Below are 14,674 nucleotides of genomic sequence, written 5' to 3'. Positions count from 1 at the left end.
GGTGGGCAAGTTCAGGGAAGCGGGCGAAAGCTGTGGCGGAGGAAGATCAACGGGCTAGGAAGGCTAAGACTGTGGCTTCCCAGGCCGCTTTTTGTTCGATCATGACCCAGTGGCCGCAGTTCGGGAAGATGTGGATTTCGCCTTTTGGGAGAGTGCGCATGGGGAGCAGGGACATGTCGACGGGGCTCACTCGGTCGTCTCGGCCCCAGGTGATCAGGGTTGGGGTGGTCAGGTGGCGTAGTTTTGCCCAGGCGGGGGTTTCCGCGTTGCGGGCGGCGGCGGCCATGGCGGTGAGGGCTGCGGCGCCGTACATGCGGCGGGAGTTTTCCAGGGTGGCGGGATCTGTTGCTTGGGCCCAGCGTTCCTCGATCAGCTGCTCGGTGACCATGGACTGGTCGTAGACCATCGAGCGCAGCCAGGCGACCAGTGCGTCGCGGGTCGGGTTTTCCACGAACTCGCTCAGGCGGACGATGCCTTCCCCTGGTTGCGAACTGAAGATCGGGGTTCCGATGCCGCCGATCGTGACCAAGCGCTCGACGCGTTCGGGGGACGAGAGGGCGAAGTCCGTTGCGACGAAGCCGCCCATTGAGTTGCCTACCATGCGCACGCGGTCCAGCGAGAGACCGTCCAGCAGCGCGCGGACGGCGGCCCCGGCGGACTGCATCGGGTGCGCGGCGCCGAAATCGTCGCTGACGCCGAAGCCGGGGAACTCCAGCACGATGGTGCGGTAGTGCGGGGCGAAGGTCGGCAGGTTGGCGCCGAAGTTGCGCCAGCCTGTCACGCCGGGGCCGGAACCGTGCAGCAGCACCAGCGGCGGGCCGTCGCCGCTTTCGCGGTAGCGCAGGACGCCGTGTTCGGTGGGGAGTTCGCGGAGTTCGGGAGCGGATTCGGCGGTCATGGCTCGACTTTGCCAGCGGAATCTGCCCCGGTCGGACGGCTTTCCCGATCAGCGGACGCTCTCAGGCGGGCACGCTGATGCGTCCGTAGCGGCCGCGGAAGAAGACCAGCGGCTCTTGGTCCGACGAGTACAGGTGCCGTACGCGGGAGACGACGATCGTGTGGTCGCCCGCCGCGTGCTCGGTGTCGAGTTCCGCTTCGATCCACGCCAGGGAATCGGTGACCACTGGTGCGCCCGAGGGCGACGGCGTCCAGTCGATACCGGCGAACTTGTCGACACCGCGGGCCGCCAAGCTTCGGCAGACGGCTTCCTGGGACTCGGACAGGATGCTGATCGCGTAGCAGCCCGCGGCGCGCACTCGTGGCCACGACGTGCTGGTCGCGGCCACGCAGAACGCGACCAGCGGCGGGTCGAGCGACACCGACGTGAACGAGTTCGCCGCCAGGCCGACCGGTGCGCCCGTGTCCGGGTCGATTCCGGTGATCGCCACGACGCCGGTCGCGAAATGTCCCAGCACGGCCCGCATCCGCGTGGGGTCCGACGGTTTGTTCATTCAACTTCTCCCTTGGCCGCAGCGAGTCCGGCCCGGCGGCCGTAGAAGCTGCCGTCTCCCAGTGAAGCGCCGCTGACGTAGCCGCCGGTGCAGATGCCTGCCGTACAGCGTCCGGCGGCGAACAGGCCGGGGATTGGCTCCCCGGACACGTGCAGCACTCGCGAATCCAGATCGGTTCGCAAACCGCCCAGAGGGAATCCGGCGGTCGCGCCCCGCAGGTCGAAGGCGGCGACCGCGCCGGTGAGCGGGCGCAGCCACTCCGGTTTCTTGCCGAACAGCGGGTCCAGGCCTTGCGCGGCATAGGTGTTGTAGACCTCGACCGTGGTCTGCAAAGCGAGTTCCGGCAGGCCCATGTCGGCCTCCAGTTCGGCGACGGTCTCCGCGGCCCAGGTCGGCGGCACGCGGAAGACCGGGGTGGCGGTCTCGGTCGCGAGGGCTTCCTCGTGCGCTTGTTCGTCGATCACCAGGAAGGCCTGGTTGTCTTGATGGAACAGCGTCGCCTGGCCGATCCGGCCCGGGTAGGTGTCTTCGGTGACGTAGCGCTGGCCCTGGCCGTTGACGAGAATGCCGCGCGCCATCATCTGCGGGTCGCCGAAGAAGGCGACTTCGGTGGCGTCCATGTGCGCGGTCGCCGCGCCGAACGCGGTCGCGGCCAGGATGCCGACGCCGTCGTGTTCCTCGATAGCGGCTCCCGGACGGCCGATCAGCCGCGGCGCGTGGTCGGCGACCATCTGCTCGGAGTAGGCGAAACCGCCGGTCGCCAGTACGACCCCGAGTTCGGCCCGGACGGCGATCTCGCGCCCGTAGCGCCGCGCGAGCACCCCGACGACCCGTTCGCCGTCCACGATGAGACGGGTCAGGCGGACGTCGTAGGAAACGCGCACGCCGAGCGCTTCGGCGGTCTCCGCGAGCGGCTTCATCAGCATGTAGCCGCCGCCTCGCTCCCCCGTGCGCTTGTCGCGCATCCGCGGCACGTGTCCGCGCGGCGCGGGGCTGGCGACGGCGTTGAACGGAGCCGCGTTCTCGCCGCCGGAATAGGCCAGGCCCTCGTCGTGCGGCGGTTCCCAGCCCGGTTCGTCCCAGAGCGCCTCGCGGAAGGGCACGCCGTTGCCGACCAGCCAGTCGTAGTGTTCCAGGCTGCCGCGGCAGTAATCGGCGATCTTGGCCGCGTCGGCGCCCGGGCCGACGGCCGCGAGCAGGAACTTCTCCATGTTCTCCGCGGAGTCCTCGAACCCGAGCGCGCGCTGGAGCGGAGTGCCGCCGCCGAGGTACACGAAGCCGCCGGCCAGCGCCGCCGCGCCGCCCCAGCCGCTTGTGCGTTCCAGGATCAGCACCTGCGCGCCGGACCTCGCGGCCTCGATCGCCGCGGACACGCCAGCGATGCCGTAGCCGGCGATCACCACGTCCGCGGTCTCGTGCCATTCGGCGATCGCGGCGGCCGGGACGGGACGCAGCTTGCCTGCCGTCATACGTGAGTCCTTTCTCGTTGCGGGGTGCGGCGTGCCGTGAGGGGAACCCTCACGGACTCTGAGTCCCTCAGGGTTCCCCTCACGGACGACTAGGCCAGGAGGTCCCGCATCATCTGCCAGAGCTTCTCGCGCGCGGGTTCGGTCAGGGACAACGCCGGGATCGTCAGGAAGCCGTGGAACAGGCCCTCGAACCGGTGCGCGGTCACGGAGACCCCGGCTTCCCGCAGGCGCTCGGCGTAGTCGTCTCCGGCCGTGCACAACGGATCCAGTTCGGCGGTCGCGACCACAGCGGGAGGAAGGTCCACAAGGGACTCCGCCCGGGTCGGCACCAGGTAGGGGCTGTCGGTTCCGTTCGGCGCGTATTGCGCCCAGTACCACCGCATCGCGGTCTCGGTGTTGTAGTAGCCCTCGCCGTAGCGCTGGTAGGACTCGGTGGAGAAATCGTCGTCGATCACCGGGTACAGCAGGACTTGCGCGGCGATGCGCGGGCCGCCGCGGTCGCGGGCCGCGAGGCACACCGTCGCGGCCAGGTTGCCGCCCGCGCTGTCGCCGACCACGCCGATCCGGGCCGGGTCTCCCCCGTATTCGGCGGCGTGCTCAGCAGCCCAGACCACCGCCGCGTACACGTCCTCCATCGCTGCGGGACCGGGATGTTCCGGGGCCAGCCGGTAGTCGACCGCGATCACCACCGCTTCGACCGCATCCGCCAGGGAACGGCAGAACTCGTCGTGGCTGTCGAGGTCGCAGAACACGAACCCGCCGCCGTGCGCGAAGACCACGACCGGGAGCGGCCCTTCGTGGTGTGGCGCGTAGATCCGCAGCCTCAGGTCGCCGCCGGGCCCAGGAATGACGCGGTCTTCCGCGATCCGCATCGCGGGCTGATGTGTCAGCGGCGCCCGGCGCGAGCGGATGAGCGTCCGCAGGCCCGCGGGATCGTGCTGGGTCACGTCCGGGAAGTCCGCCAGACCGGCCAGCATCGCCTTCACCTCGGCGGCGCGGTCGTCGAGGACGAACCCGCGATACCCGTCGGACGCGACGTCATCGCAGATCGCGCGGTACTTGCCGAGCCCGCCGACGTACGGCATGAACACGCGAGGCTTGCCGGGGATGTTCGCGCCGAGATACCAGGAGTTGGCGGCCGGGAACAGCGTCGCCGCCGCGTTGGCGTTGCACGTGGCCACCCATTCGGTGACGGCGTCCTCGCTCGCCTCGATCGTCGTCGCGCGGTGCTCGTCGAGATAGTCCAAACAGGACGCGATCCAGTCCACGTGCTGTTCGGCGGTCAGCACCATGTTCGCCAGCACGCTCGGGCTGCCCGGCCCGGACACGACGAACATGTTGGGAAATCCGGAAACCGCCAGCCCGAGGTAGGTGCGCGGGCCCGCCGACCAGGCGTCGCGCAGCGTGCGCCCGTCCCGGCCGCGGAGGTCGATGCGGGACAGCGAACCCGTCATCGCGTCGAAACCGGTCGCGAAGATCAGCATGTCGAGTTCACGCAGACCGTCCGACGTGCGGACTCCGCTGGGCGTGATCTCGGTGATCGGCGTGCGCCGGAGGTTGACCAGCTCGACGTTTTCGCGGTTGTACGCCTCGAAATAGCCGCTGTCGGTGACGATGCGTTTCGTGCCGATCGGATGGTCGTCCGGGATGAGCTGTTCGGCGATTTCCGGGTCGTGCACGAGTTCGCGGATCTTGGCTTCGACGTATTCGCGCGCGGTGTCGTTCGCGGCGAGATTCGTGGTCTGGTCGGGGAAAGCCTTGGCGAACAGGTATCCCCCGCGTTCCCACCACTGGTCGTAGATCCGGGTCCGCTCGGCGGCGTCGACTTCGAGCGCGCCGCGCGGGTGCGGGCTGTTAGGCGTGCCGCCGCCGCTGATCCGCGACAACCGCCGCCGTTCGGGATAGCCGGCTTTGACGTCCGCGATGAACTCGGGCGGCAACGGACGGTTCCGCGCGGGAATCGAATAGTTGGGACTGCGCTGGAAAACCGTCACCCGCGCCGCGGTTTCGGCGACGACCGGGATCGTCTGGATTCCGGACGACCCGGTCCCGATCACGCCGACGCGCTTGCCTTCGAACTCCACGCCGTGGTGCGGCCAGGCTCCGGTGTGGTACAGCTCGCCCGCGAAACTGTCCCGTCCGGGAATCTCCGGCATGTTGGTGGCCGACAGAACACCGGTGGCCAGCACGAGAAACCGCGCGCTGACGGTCCGGGCGGTGTCCGTTCGCACTGTCCACCGCCCGGACCGGTCGTCGTAGTCCGCCGCCGTCACCCTGGTCGAGAACTCGTACGCCGAGCGCAGGTCGTGCCGGTTCGCGACGTGGCCGAGATACCGCAGGATCTCGTCCTGGGCCGCGAACCGCTCGCTCCACGTCCATTCCTGCTGCAGTTCTTCGTCGAACGAGTAGGAATAGTCGATGCTTTCGACGTCGCAGCGCGCACCGGGATACCGGTTGTGGTACCAGGTGCCGCCCACCCCGGCCGCGCTCTCGAAGCCCCGCACCCGCATTCCGCGCGCACGCAGTTTGTGCACCGCGTAGAGCCCGGCGATCCCGGCGCCGACGACGACTGCGTCGAAAGAGTTTTCCACGTCAGGCATCCACAGTGGACTCGGCGGCCTTCTGCGCTTCCTTCATTTCCTTCATCCAGAGCCATTCGTGGCCCCAGTAGCTGTCCGCGGTGACTTCCTCGGCGGTGTAATAGCTTTCGTCGACGGGCTGGCCGCCGTAGCCGTACTCGATGTCCCAGCCGCCGGGGACGCGCACGTAGAACGAGATCATCTTGTCGTTGGTGTGCCGCCCAAGAGTGGAGGACACCGGGAAGTCGCGCGCCAGCACCTGGTCGTAGGCGCGGCCGACCGCGTCGAGCGAATCGACCTCCACCATCACGTGGATCAGACCCGGGTCGCGGCCTTCCAGGCTCGGCATGATCGCCAGGCTGTGGTGGCGCTGGTTGATCCCGAGGAACCGGATGCGCAGCGGACCGGCTTCCGGCGGGCCGGGCATCCGGAACGCACCGCGCGACAGGAAGCCGAGCGTCTCGGTGTAGAACTCGAAGGACTCGTCGAAGCTGGTGGTCGGCATGACCACGTGGCCGAGTCCCTGCGCGCCGGTGACGAACTTGTGGGCGTACTTGGTCACCACCGGGCTGTGTTCGAGCACCGGACCGTGGAAGAACTCCAGCGGCGTGCCGCCCGGATCCTTCGCGGAGAAGCCCGCCTCGACCTTGCGCCGGTCCGCGAGTTCCTGCGACATCGGCGTGCACTCCACGCCAGCGTCTTCGAGAGTCGCCCGGAGCCGACGCAACGCCGGAGCGTCGCGCACTTCCCAGCCGACCGCCGTCACGCGGTCCGCGTCGCCCTGCTCGACGGTGATGCGGGACGGGCGCTCGTCCATCCGGAAGTGCAGCGCGTCCTTCTCGTCGCCGAAGCCCGGCGCGAAACCGAGCACGTCGAAGCCGAGTTCGCGCCAGCGCTCCAGGTCGGTGGCGATGACCCGGACGTAGCCGAGTCCCTTGATTTCGCTCATGACGGGGATCCTTTCTCAGATCATCACGCGCAGGGGACCCTGCGGGACTTCGACGTTCAGCGACGCCAGCGCGGCGGCGTGGTAGGTGGTGCTGGTGACGTGGATCGCGTGGTGCAGCCCGGCGTGCGCGTCGCGCCAGAAGCGCTGCAGCGGGTTGTCCATCCGCAACGCGTTTCCGCCGGCGCGGTCGAAGATCTCGTCGGCGGCGCGCACCGCTCGCCACGCCGCGCGGGCCTGGTCGCGGCGGATCTGGGCACGGGTGGCGAAGTCGATCTCCTCGCCGCGGTCGACCTTGTCCCACGCTCGATCCACATTGGACAGCAGCTGCTGGCGCGCGGCGTCGATCTCCGAGGCCGAATCGCTGAGCGCGTGCAGCACGTACGGGTCGTCCTTGACAAGGGTTCCGGTCGCGCCGACGCGGTTGCGCTGGTAATCGACCCCAGCGGCCAGCACCCCTTCGCAAATGCCGATGGTGGCCGAGGTGATGCCCAGCGGGAAGATCGTCGACCACGGCATCTTGTACAGCGTCTCGGTGACGCCGTACTCCCTCGCCGCGGAGCCGTCGATGACCTTGTCCGCGTCCATCACCCGGTACGCCGGGACGAACGCGTCCTTGACCACGATGTCCTTGCTGCCGGTGCCGCGAAGGCCGACGACGTCCCAGGAACCGTCGATGATCTCGTAGTCCGAACGCGGCAGGATCACGTGCATGCTGTGCGGCGGCATCAGCGGCTGGCCGTCCTGGCCGCCGAGCATCGCGCCGAGGAAGATCCAGTCGCAGTGGTCGGTGCCCGACGAGAACTGCCAGCGGCCGTTCAGCACGAACCCGCCGTCGGCCGGAACCGCGACCCCGGCGGGCATGTACGGCGACGCCTGCCACGTGTCGGTGTCCTCGCCCAGGATTTCTTCCTGCACCTTCGGATCCGCGAAGGCCAGCTGCCACGGGTGGACGCCGACGATGCCGCCCACCCAGCCCGCCGAACCGTAGATGCTCGCGGTCTTCATGACCGTCTCGGCGAACTCGCGCGGGTGAGCCTCGTAGCCGTTGTACTTCTTGCGCTGCAGCAAACGGATGACGCCCGCCTGCTTGAGCCGCTTGGCCATGTCGTCGGGAAGGCGGCCGAGCGACTCGCCCTCGTCGGCGGCGGCCCGGAGTTCGTCGGCGATCGCCTCGATGTTGTCGAGCACTGGATTCGGCATAGGGGCTCCTAGATCTTCGCAGTGGGTCGAGCTTGCCAACCAGGAAGCCGGATCGGACCAGGTCTCCTGATGAGTGGAACAGGGGCCTCAGTACTCGACGGCGATCTCGTCGCTGACCGGTTCCGCCTGGCACGCCAGGATGTATCCCTCGGCGAGGTCGTCTTCGGTGAGAATCTCGTTGCGCGCCAGGTTCACCTTCCCCGAGGTCAGCGCGCACACGCACGCGCTGCAGGCGCCTTCGCGACACGAGTACGGCGCGTCGACGCCTGCGGCCAGGAGGGCGTCGAGGAGTTTTTGCCCGGCATTCCAGGGCACGACGTGGTCGTCGCCGTCGAGCGAGACCTTCACAGTGCACGCGACCTCACCGGTCCCGGTCTCCGGGTCGTCGGCGAACGGATCTTGCTGCAGGGAAAGGAATCGTTCCGAGTGCACCCGGGTCCCGGGGATTCCGGCGCACACGTCCGCCGCCAGGTCCATCAACGGTTCCGGACCGCAGAGGTAGACGTCGCGGCCGGCGAACGGACGCAGCAGCACGGTCAGCAGGTTCCGGCCGGGATAGCCCTGCAGCGACTCCAGCAGGTGGATCACGGTGAAGCGATCGGGAAACTTGCTCTCGAGCGCGGCCAGTTCTCCGGCGAAGATCACCGACGCCTCGTCGCGGTTCGCGTAGATCAGCACGATGTTCCCGCTGCCGCCGAACAGGATCGACTTCGCGATGGCGATCACCGGCGTGATCCCGCTGCCGCCCGCGACCAGCACCACCGGCTGGTCCAGCGACGCGGGTGTGAAGGTCCCGGCGGGCGGGAGGACGTCGAGTTCGTCGCCAGCCGAGACCGTGTCGCACAGCCAGTTGGAGCCGTGTCCGCCGCGCACGCGCTTGACGGTGAACTTCATCGCCTGGTCGCTGTGCGGCGAACTCGACAGCGAGTAGCAGCGCGCGGACCCCGTTCCGGCGTCCGGGACCCGGACGGTCAGGAACTGCCCCGCACGGTAGCCGAACGCGGCGTCCCCGACCGGCTCCACGACGAACGAGCGCGCGTCGGCGGTCTCCTCCACGACGTCGGTCACCCGGACCCGTTTCCCGCGCGAACCCGGCGCGGCCTCGCGGCCGGTACTCGTTTCGGTGGACATCCACCCTCCTGGTCCTCGTCGCCCAACCCGCCGCCCCGTCCGTGAGGGGAACCCTGAGGGAATCTGATTCCCTCAGGGTTCCCCTCACGGACTTCAGCGCGGGCGGTCCCGGGGAACGGTAGGGCGGGGAAAGGGCGGCGAGGCGGGTGCGTTTCGCTGACTGGGAGACCGGTCGCTTCCCACCAAGCGGTTGCTCGGGCTTTTTCCCAGCCCCGGCTGTGCTTGCATCCCCGCATGCTGACCATCGACAAGATCACCCAGACCGTCGCGGAGTACGCGCGCCGGCTCGAAGCAGGCGACGCGGCCAAGATCGCCGAGCTTTACGCCGAGGACGCCACCGTCGAAGACCCCGCGGGCAGCGCCGTCCGCAAGGGCCGCGAAGCCATCGCCGCGTTCTACAGCGAACTCGACGGCCTCGCTCTCACCGCCGAACTGCTGACCGTCCGCGCGTCCGGCGACACGGCGGCCTTCCATCTGCGCGTGATCACCACGACCGAGGAGTTCGTCAGCTCGATCGAGCCGATCGACGTCATGACGTTCGACGAACGCGGCCGGATCACGAGCATGCGCGCGATCTGGAGCCCGGCCGACGTCGTGCACCAACGACGTTCCAGTCAGTGAACTGTGACCGGGTTCATGGCCCCAGCACTTGTTAAAACCGGAACGCACCGGACTGACAGCTCCCCACCAACCCTTTCCAGGAGAGCGCGATGACTTCTCTGCAACCGGACGAGATCCGCCTGATCGAAGCGGATTCGGCCCCCGCCCGCTTCGCCCGCGGCTGGCATTGCCTGGGTCTCGTCCGCGATTTCGGCGACGGGAAACCGCATACCGTGCACGCCTTCGGCACGAAACTCGTGGTGTTCCGCGGGGAGAGCGGAAAGATCAATATTCTCGATTCCTACTGCCGGCACCTCGGCGGCGACCTGTCCCAGGGCGAGGTCAAGGGCGACGAGATCGCCTGCCCGTTCCACGACTGGCGCTGGGGCGGCGACGGCCGGTGCAAGCAGATCCCGTACAGCAAACGCGTCCCCATGCTCGCGCGCACCCGGGCTTGGACCACGTCGGAACAGGACGGCTTGTTGTTCGTCTGGCACGACCCGGAGGGCAAGAAGCCGACCGAAGAGGTCGCCATCCCGCGCATCGAGGGCGCGGAAAGCGACGAGTGGACCGACTGGCACTGGTACACGACCGTCGTGAACACCAACTGCCGCGAGATCATCGACAACGTCGTCGACATGGCGCATTTCTTTTATGTGCACGGATCGCTGCCGACGTACTTCAAGAACGTCTTCGAGGGCCACGTCGCGACCCAGTACATGAACGGCGACGCCCGCGACGACTACCCCGCGCCCGAGGGCCAGCCGAAAATGCTCGGCACCACTTCGGTCGCGTCGTATTACGGCCCGTCGTTCATGATCGACGACCTGACGTATCACTACGAGTTCGGCGATCACCACACGGTTCTGCTCAACTGCCACTACCCGATCACGGCGGATTCGTTCGTGCTGCAGTACGGGATCATCGTCAAGAAGTCGGCCTCGCTGCCGGAGGACGCGGCGATGGCTTCGGCGATCGCGCTCGGCGACTACATCAAGGTCGGCTTCGAGCAGGACGTCGAGATCTGGAAGAACAAGGCCCGGATCGACAACCCGCTGCTGTGCGAGGAAGACGGCCCGGTGTACCAGCTGCGCCGCTGGTACGAGCAGTTCTACGTCGACGTCGCGGACGTCCAGCCGGAGATGGTCGACCGATTCGAGTACGAACTGGATCTCACCCGCCCGACGAAGGCGTGGCACGACGAGGTGGCCGCGAACATCGCCCGGCAGGCCAAGCCGACGGAGACCGCGCCGTGAGCGAACTCAGGACCGACAACCGGCTCGACGACGTGCCGATGCAGCCGCTGCGGTGCCAGCACTGCGCGGCGCGACTGCTGGCGCGCAAGAGCACCGTGCACCAGACGAGCCTGCAGTGGAACGCCGACGCCGTCGAAGCCTGCGCGGAACTCGGCGCGTCGCCGATGCCGGGACCGGCGCTGGCGGGATGTTCGCGGCTCAAGGAGTCCCTCGAAGCCGAAGTCGCGGCAGGACGGCTCCGGATCGTCCAGACGGTGTGACCGCACAGGTGCGCCGTGCCCGGTTCGCCCGGACACGGCGCACTTCTCTGTCCGCGAGCCGGTTTACAGCCGAGCGTCGATGTGCCTACACTCCAAGATGTCAGATTCTGACAGGTAGTCTTAATCTGACACACGCAGTCTCTGGAGGTGGTGTTGCAATGGCGCACATCGAGGAAGCCCCCGCGGCGATGATCGACCGCGTCGCGTCGCTGCTGGAGTCCTTCGTGGGCGAACGGCCCCTGACGCTGGCCGAACTCGCCCGCCGCTCCCACGTGCCGCGGTCGTCGGCGCACCGGATCCTGCAGCGGCTGGTCGAACTCGGCTGGGTGGAGCGCAAGGAGTTCACCTACACGCTGGGCGTGCGGATGTTCGAACTCGGCTCGCAGTTCACCCGGCGGCGCACCGTCCCGCGCGCCGCCGTCGCGGTGATGGCCGAACTGCATCGCCGAAGCGGGCTGACCGTGTACCTGAGCATGCTGGTCGGCTCCGAGATCATGCACCTCGAACGGATCGGCTCGTGGCCGTCCGCCTCCGGGCAATGGAGCGCGGGCGCCCGGCAGCCGGTCCCGCTCACCGCCCCCGGACGGGCATTGCTCGCCACCCTGGCCCCCGATCATTGGCCTGAGCTGCATTTCGGCCACGCGCCCACCCAGTACTCCATCCAGTCGCGCAGCCAGCTCCTGCGAGACCTGGCCCGGGTCCGCGACCGCGGGGGTGTGGCCGTGGATGCGCAGGGCACTCATCACGGCGTGACTGTGGTGGCCGCCCCGATCACCACGATGGACGACGACGGGCATTTCGCGCTGTCTGTGTGCGGTCCGACCCGGGCGCTCGATCTGGTCTCGACGATCACCGAGGTGCGCAATGCCGCCGCTACTGTGTGGCGGGTCGCCAATGGCGTTCCGACGCTGCGTCCCCGGGCGGTGCCGGAGCTTCCGCCTGCGGTTGAGCTGCAACTGGCCAATGGCGGGCCTGCTGCTGGTTAGTCGGCCCTCGTTGCGGAGGGCCGACCAGCCTGGTTGTCAGGCGGTTTGGCCGCCGTCGATCACGAAGTCCTGTCCGGTGCAGTAGCTGCTCGCGTCGCTGGCGAGGAAAGCCACCAACGCGGCCACCTCGGCCGTCGTCCCCGGACGAGGGATTGGCTGACCTGCCACCGCTCCCCCGCCCGCGCGGGTCGTTTCGGAGATCATCTGCGTGTCGATCGCGCCCGGGCAGACACAGTTCACCCGGATACCGAACTCGCCAAGCTCCTTCGCTGCGGATTTGCTGGCGCCGCGCAGTCCCCATTTCGACGCGCTGTACCCCAGCCCGCCCGCGAAACCCATCAACCCCGCGGTCGAAGCGACGTTGATGATCGAACCGCCGCGGTCGCGCATCAACGGCAGCACGGCCTGCATCCCGAGGACCGGCCCGATCAGGTTGACGCCCAAGGTTTGCGCCAGGTGCTCCTCCTCGAAACTCTCCAACGGTGCTTTGCGATAAAACCCGGCGTTGTTGACGAGCACGTCGATCCGGCCGAACTCGGCGCGGACGCGTTCCATGACGGCAGCCCAGTTCTCCTTGCTGCGCACGTCGAGTCCGATGGCTCGCCCGTCGATCTCCGCGGCTACTTTCGCGACGGCGCTCTCGTCGAGGTCGGCCAGCACGACGTCCGCGCCCAGCCGGGCAGCCGTCCGGGCATGCTCCGCGCCCTGTCCTTGTGCGGCACCGGTGACGAACACGATCTTGTCCCGCAGGTCCACGAGTTGGTCGGTCACGTTCCACTTCCTTCGGCTCGGGGTGCGTGGTCGCGCGAAGGTACCTTCGCCAGCGGGAAGAGCGGGGCGCATGCGTCGGCTCAGCGGACGCCTCCGGCTTCCGTTTGACCAGTGCGGCACGGCCTCGTAAACTCGACCAAGCGTTTGCTTGCTATCGTGCCTGACGGGAGAAGACCGGCCCTTGAAAGACTTTCACGGCAAGCCGGGCGTCGCGGTCGTGACCGGCGGCACCGGCGGACTCGGCGCCGCGATCTGCCGGACTCTCGCCGAGCGCGGCTGCGCGATCGCCTTCACCTACCTCAGCAACCGGGAAGCAGCGGAAAGCCTGGCAGCCGAACTCGGCGCGACGGCCGATTCTCTCGACCTCACCGACCCCGCGCGGAGCAAGGCGTACGTCGGCAGTGTGGTCGAGCGTTTCGGGGCGATCCACACCCTCGTCCACGCCGCCGGACCGCTGGTCCCGCAGCAGCATCTGTCTACAGTGGACCCTGACGAGTTCGGCACGCGTCTCGCCGCGGAAGCCGCCGCGTTCTTCAATCTCGTCCACCCGGCGCTGCCCGCGCTGCGGGCCAGCAAAGGATCGATCGTGGCGGTCACCACCGCGGCGACGAGGCGGTACCCGGTCCGCGACGGTTTGTCCGCCGGGCCCAAGGGCGCGGTCGAGGCGACCGCCCGGGCACTCGCCGCCGAGGAGGGCCGGTTCGGCGTGCGCGTCAACTGCGTCGGGCCGGGGATGTTGACCGACGGCATGGCCGCGGACCTGATGGCGCGCGGCGACCTCGACGAACGCGCTCTTGAGGCCGCGCGGCGCGCCATCCCGTTGCGCACCTTCGGCAGTGCGCGGGACATCGCGGAGGCAGTGTGTTTCCTGGCCTCGGACCGGGCCGGGTTCATCAGCGGGCAGAAGCTCGACGTGGACGGCGGATACGGCGTCTGACCTAGCCGTCCCAGACGCTGATGAACTCCTCGACCATCCCGGGCACGTCCGAGGCGTTCCCGATCAGTGCCGCGTGCATCATCCGCACCTGCAAGTCCTCCTGCCGCACCAGATAGTCGAGAAAATCCCCCGGCGCCCCGGACGCGGCCAAGCCGATCACCAGCGAACTCGGCGGGGTGTCGCCGACGATCGTCGTTCCCGGCCGCTGGTCCGCGCGGGACTTGGCGTTCCAGGCCGAACACGTCGTCACGCAGAAGCTGCACAACAACGGGTACAACTGCGTCGCGTCGCAAGTCCTGGTGCTCAGCAGCGATTGGGAGCAGAAGGACGTTTTCCTTGCCCTCGCCGAGCACCCGGCCGCGGAACACTGGGAAGACCGGCTTCTGCTCGACGTGCCCGCGGACGGCGACGCCGCTTTCACCGAGGAGTACTTCGGCCCGGTCCTGGCGGTCACTCAGCTGCCAGGAGATCCGCGGCAGTTCCTCGACCGAGCCGTCGACTTCGCGAACGAGAAACTGGCCGGGACGCTGGGCGCGAACATCGTGCTCCACCCGCGGACGAAACGGCGTCTGGGCCGCAGCTTCACCGAGGCGATCACGCGCCTGCGGTACGGCACCATCGCGATCAACGCCTGGACCGGCGTCGGTTACCTGACGGCCCGCGCCTCGTGGGGCGCGTTCCCCGGGCATCCGCTCACCGACGTCCAAAGCGGAATCGGCGTGGTGCACAACGCGCTGCTGCTCGACCACGTCGAACGGACCGTAGCGCACGGCCCGTTCCGGCCGTTCCCCCGGTCAGTCGCCACCGGGCAGCTCGCGATCTCGCCGCGCCCGCCGTGGTTCGTCACCAACCGGACGGCGCGGGTCACCGGACGCCGCCTGGCCGCCTTCGCCGGACGTCCTGGCTGGTCCAAGCTGCCCGGGATCTTCGCGTCCGCGCTGCGCGGCTAGCGTCCTGACGTGAGGATTTGCCTCTTAAATCATATTTACCACTAATGATATGTTGCGCTCATGACGCCCGCCCACCCGAAAGGACTTCCCAATGGGGTTTGTCAAGTCATGCTGCCGCCGGGATCGGGGGTGAAG

General features: G+C 68.3%; 15 protein-coding genes. 6 read left to right on the top strand and 9 right to left on the bottom strand.

The window, feature by feature from the left end; all coding sequences use genetic code 11:
* Window positions 1-46: 46 nt before the first annotated feature.
* The 7 genes from ACFORO_RS05460 to ACFORO_RS05430 form a co-directional block, all read right to left on the bottom strand.
* Window positions 47-898, bottom strand: coding sequence for an alpha/beta fold hydrolase (locus ACFORO_RS05460; protein WP_377867584.1), 852 nt, complete (start codon window positions 896-898; stop codon window positions 47-49).
* A 61-nt stretch (window positions 899-959) separates the two neighbouring features.
* A complete protein-coding gene (locus tag ACFORO_RS05455) occupies window positions 960-1,451 on the bottom strand; it encodes a flavin reductase family protein (RefSeq protein ID WP_377867582.1) in 492 nt (163 codons plus the stop codon).
* Entirely contained in the window at window positions 1,448-2,920 is a 1,473-nt protein-coding gene (locus tag ACFORO_RS05450) for an FAD-dependent oxidoreductase (RefSeq protein WP_377867580.1), read from the bottom strand. The genes ACFORO_RS05455 and ACFORO_RS05450 overlap by 4 nt, the downstream gene beginning before the upstream one ends.
* A gap of 89 nt (window positions 2,921-3,009) precedes the next feature.
* A complete protein-coding gene (locus ACFORO_RS05445; RefSeq protein WP_377867578.1) occupies window positions 3,010-5,520 on the bottom strand; it encodes a flavin-containing monooxygenase in 2,511 nt (836 codons plus the stop codon).
* Entirely contained in the window at window positions 5,513-6,448 is a 936-nt protein-coding gene (locus ACFORO_RS05440) for a VOC family protein (RefSeq protein ID WP_377867576.1), read from the bottom strand. The genes ACFORO_RS05445 and ACFORO_RS05440 overlap by 8 nt, the downstream gene beginning before the upstream one ends.
* Before the next feature lie 15 nt (window positions 6,449-6,463).
* Complete coding sequence (locus ACFORO_RS05435; protein ID WP_377867574.1) at window positions 6,464-7,648, bottom strand: acyl-CoA dehydrogenase family protein; 1,185 nt, start codon at window positions 7,646-7,648, stop codon at window positions 6,464-6,466.
* Window positions 7,649-7,735: 87 nt separating this feature from the next.
* Window positions 7,736-8,779: a 2Fe-2S iron-sulfur cluster-binding protein gene (locus tag ACFORO_RS05430; RefSeq protein WP_377867572.1), complete on the bottom strand. Its 1,044-nt coding sequence runs from the start codon at window positions 8,777-8,779 to the stop codon at window positions 7,736-7,738.
* Window positions 8,780-9,013: 234 nt separating this feature from the next.
* Here ACFORO_RS05430 and ACFORO_RS05425 point away from each other — a divergent pair, with 234 nt between their 5' ends.
* The 4 genes from ACFORO_RS05425 to ACFORO_RS05410 all read left to right on the top strand — a co-directional run bounded on the left by ACFORO_RS05425 (window position 9,014) and on the right by ACFORO_RS05410 (window position 11,881).
* Entirely contained in the window at window positions 9,014-9,400 is a 387-nt protein-coding gene (locus ACFORO_RS05425) for a nuclear transport factor 2 family protein (RefSeq protein ID WP_377867570.1), read from the top strand.
* An 89-nt stretch (window positions 9,401-9,489) separates the two neighbouring features.
* Complete coding sequence (locus ACFORO_RS05420; RefSeq protein ID WP_377867568.1) at window positions 9,490-10,635, top strand: Rieske 2Fe-2S domain-containing protein; 1,146 nt, start codon at window positions 9,490-9,492, stop codon at window positions 10,633-10,635.
* Complete coding sequence (locus tag ACFORO_RS05415) at window positions 10,632-10,895, top strand: ferredoxin (RefSeq protein ID WP_377867566.1); 264 nt, start codon at window positions 10,632-10,634, stop codon at window positions 10,893-10,895. Before ACFORO_RS05420 ends, ACFORO_RS05415 begins: the two co-directional genes overlap by 4 nt.
* A gap of 158 nt (window positions 10,896-11,053) precedes the next feature.
* Window positions 11,054-11,881 carry an IclR family transcriptional regulator gene (locus tag ACFORO_RS05410; RefSeq protein WP_377867564.1) on the top strand — a complete coding sequence of 276 codons (828 nt, stop codon included), beginning with the start codon at window positions 11,054-11,056 and terminating at the stop codon, window positions 11,879-11,881.
* Between the two features lie 36 nt (window positions 11,882-11,917).
* Here ACFORO_RS05410 and ACFORO_RS05405 read toward each other — a convergent pair whose 3' ends face one another.
* Window positions 11,918-12,652, bottom strand: coding sequence for an SDR family NAD(P)-dependent oxidoreductase (locus ACFORO_RS05405; protein WP_377867562.1), 735 nt, complete (start codon window positions 12,650-12,652; stop codon window positions 11,918-11,920).
* Window positions 12,653-12,833: 181 nt separating this feature from the next.
* Here ACFORO_RS05405 and ACFORO_RS05400 point away from each other — a divergent pair, with 181 nt between their 5' ends.
* Window positions 12,834-13,589, top strand: a complete 756-nt coding sequence (locus ACFORO_RS05400; protein ID WP_377867560.1) for an SDR family oxidoreductase — start codon at window positions 12,834-12,836, stop codon at window positions 13,587-13,589.
* A 1-nt stretch (window position 13,590) separates the two neighbouring features.
* Here the strand turns inward: ACFORO_RS05400 and ACFORO_RS05395 are convergent, their stop codons facing one another.
* The gene (locus tag ACFORO_RS05395) at window positions 13,591-13,839 is read right to left on the bottom strand and encodes a hypothetical protein (protein ID WP_377896494.1); all 249 of its coding nucleotides are present in this window, start codon (window positions 13,837-13,839) and stop codon (window positions 13,591-13,593) included.
* On the opposite strand from ACFORO_RS05395, the gene ACFORO_RS05390 reads away from it, so the two are divergent.
* Window positions 13,811-14,539, top strand: a complete 729-nt coding sequence (locus ACFORO_RS05390) for a hypothetical protein (RefSeq protein ID WP_377896493.1) — start codon at window positions 13,811-13,813, stop codon at window positions 14,537-14,539. The two genes, ACFORO_RS05395 and ACFORO_RS05390, sit on opposite strands and share 29 nt — an antisense overlap.
* Window positions 14,540-14,674: the final 135 nt, after the last annotated feature.

Source organism: Amycolatopsis halotolerans (genome assembly GCF_042647905.1).
GTDB lineage: Bacteria > Actinomycetota > Actinomycetes > Mycobacteriales > Pseudonocardiaceae > Amycolatopsis > Amycolatopsis halotolerans.
The sequence above is the reverse complement of the archived record's forward strand: the minus strand, read 5'-3'. Positions and strand labels throughout refer to the sequence as shown.

Excerpts from the sequence above, each read along its gene's own strand:
- ACFORO_RS05445 (WP_377867578.1), bottom strand. The coding sequence starts at position 5,520 with ATGCCTGACGTGGAAAACTCTTTCGACGCAGTCGTCGTCGGCGCCGGG.
- ACFORO_RS05420 (WP_377867568.1), top strand. The coding sequence starts at position 9,490 with ATGACTTCTCTGCAACCGGACGAGATCCGCCTGATCGAAGCGGATTCG.
- ACFORO_RS05430 (WP_377867572.1), bottom strand. The coding sequence starts at position 8,779 with ATGTCCACCGAAACGAGTACCGGCCGCGAGGCCGCGCCGGGTTCGCGC.
- ACFORO_RS05440 (WP_377867576.1), bottom strand. The coding sequence starts at position 6,448 with ATGAGCGAAATCAAGGGACTCGGCTACGTCCGGGTCATCGCCACCGAC.
- ACFORO_RS05455 (WP_377867582.1), bottom strand. The coding sequence starts at position 1,451 with ATGAACAAACCGTCGGACCCCACGCGGATGCGGGCCGTGCTGGGACAT.
- ACFORO_RS05435 (WP_377867574.1), bottom strand. The coding sequence starts at position 7,648 with ATGCCGAATCCAGTGCTCGACAACATCGAGGCGATCGCCGACGAACTC.
- ACFORO_RS05460 (WP_377867584.1), bottom strand. The coding sequence starts at position 898 with ATGACCGCCGAATCCGCTCCCGAACTCCGCGAACTCCCCACCGAACAC.
- ACFORO_RS05425 (WP_377867570.1), top strand. The coding sequence starts at position 9,014 with ATGCTGACCATCGACAAGATCACCCAGACCGTCGCGGAGTACGCGCGC.
- ACFORO_RS05410 (WP_377867564.1), top strand. The coding sequence starts at position 11,054 with ATGGCGCACATCGAGGAAGCCCCCGCGGCGATGATCGACCGCGTCGCG.
- ACFORO_RS05450 (WP_377867580.1), bottom strand. The coding sequence starts at position 2,920 with ATGACGGCAGGCAAGCTGCGTCCCGTCCCGGCCGCCGCGATCGCCGAA.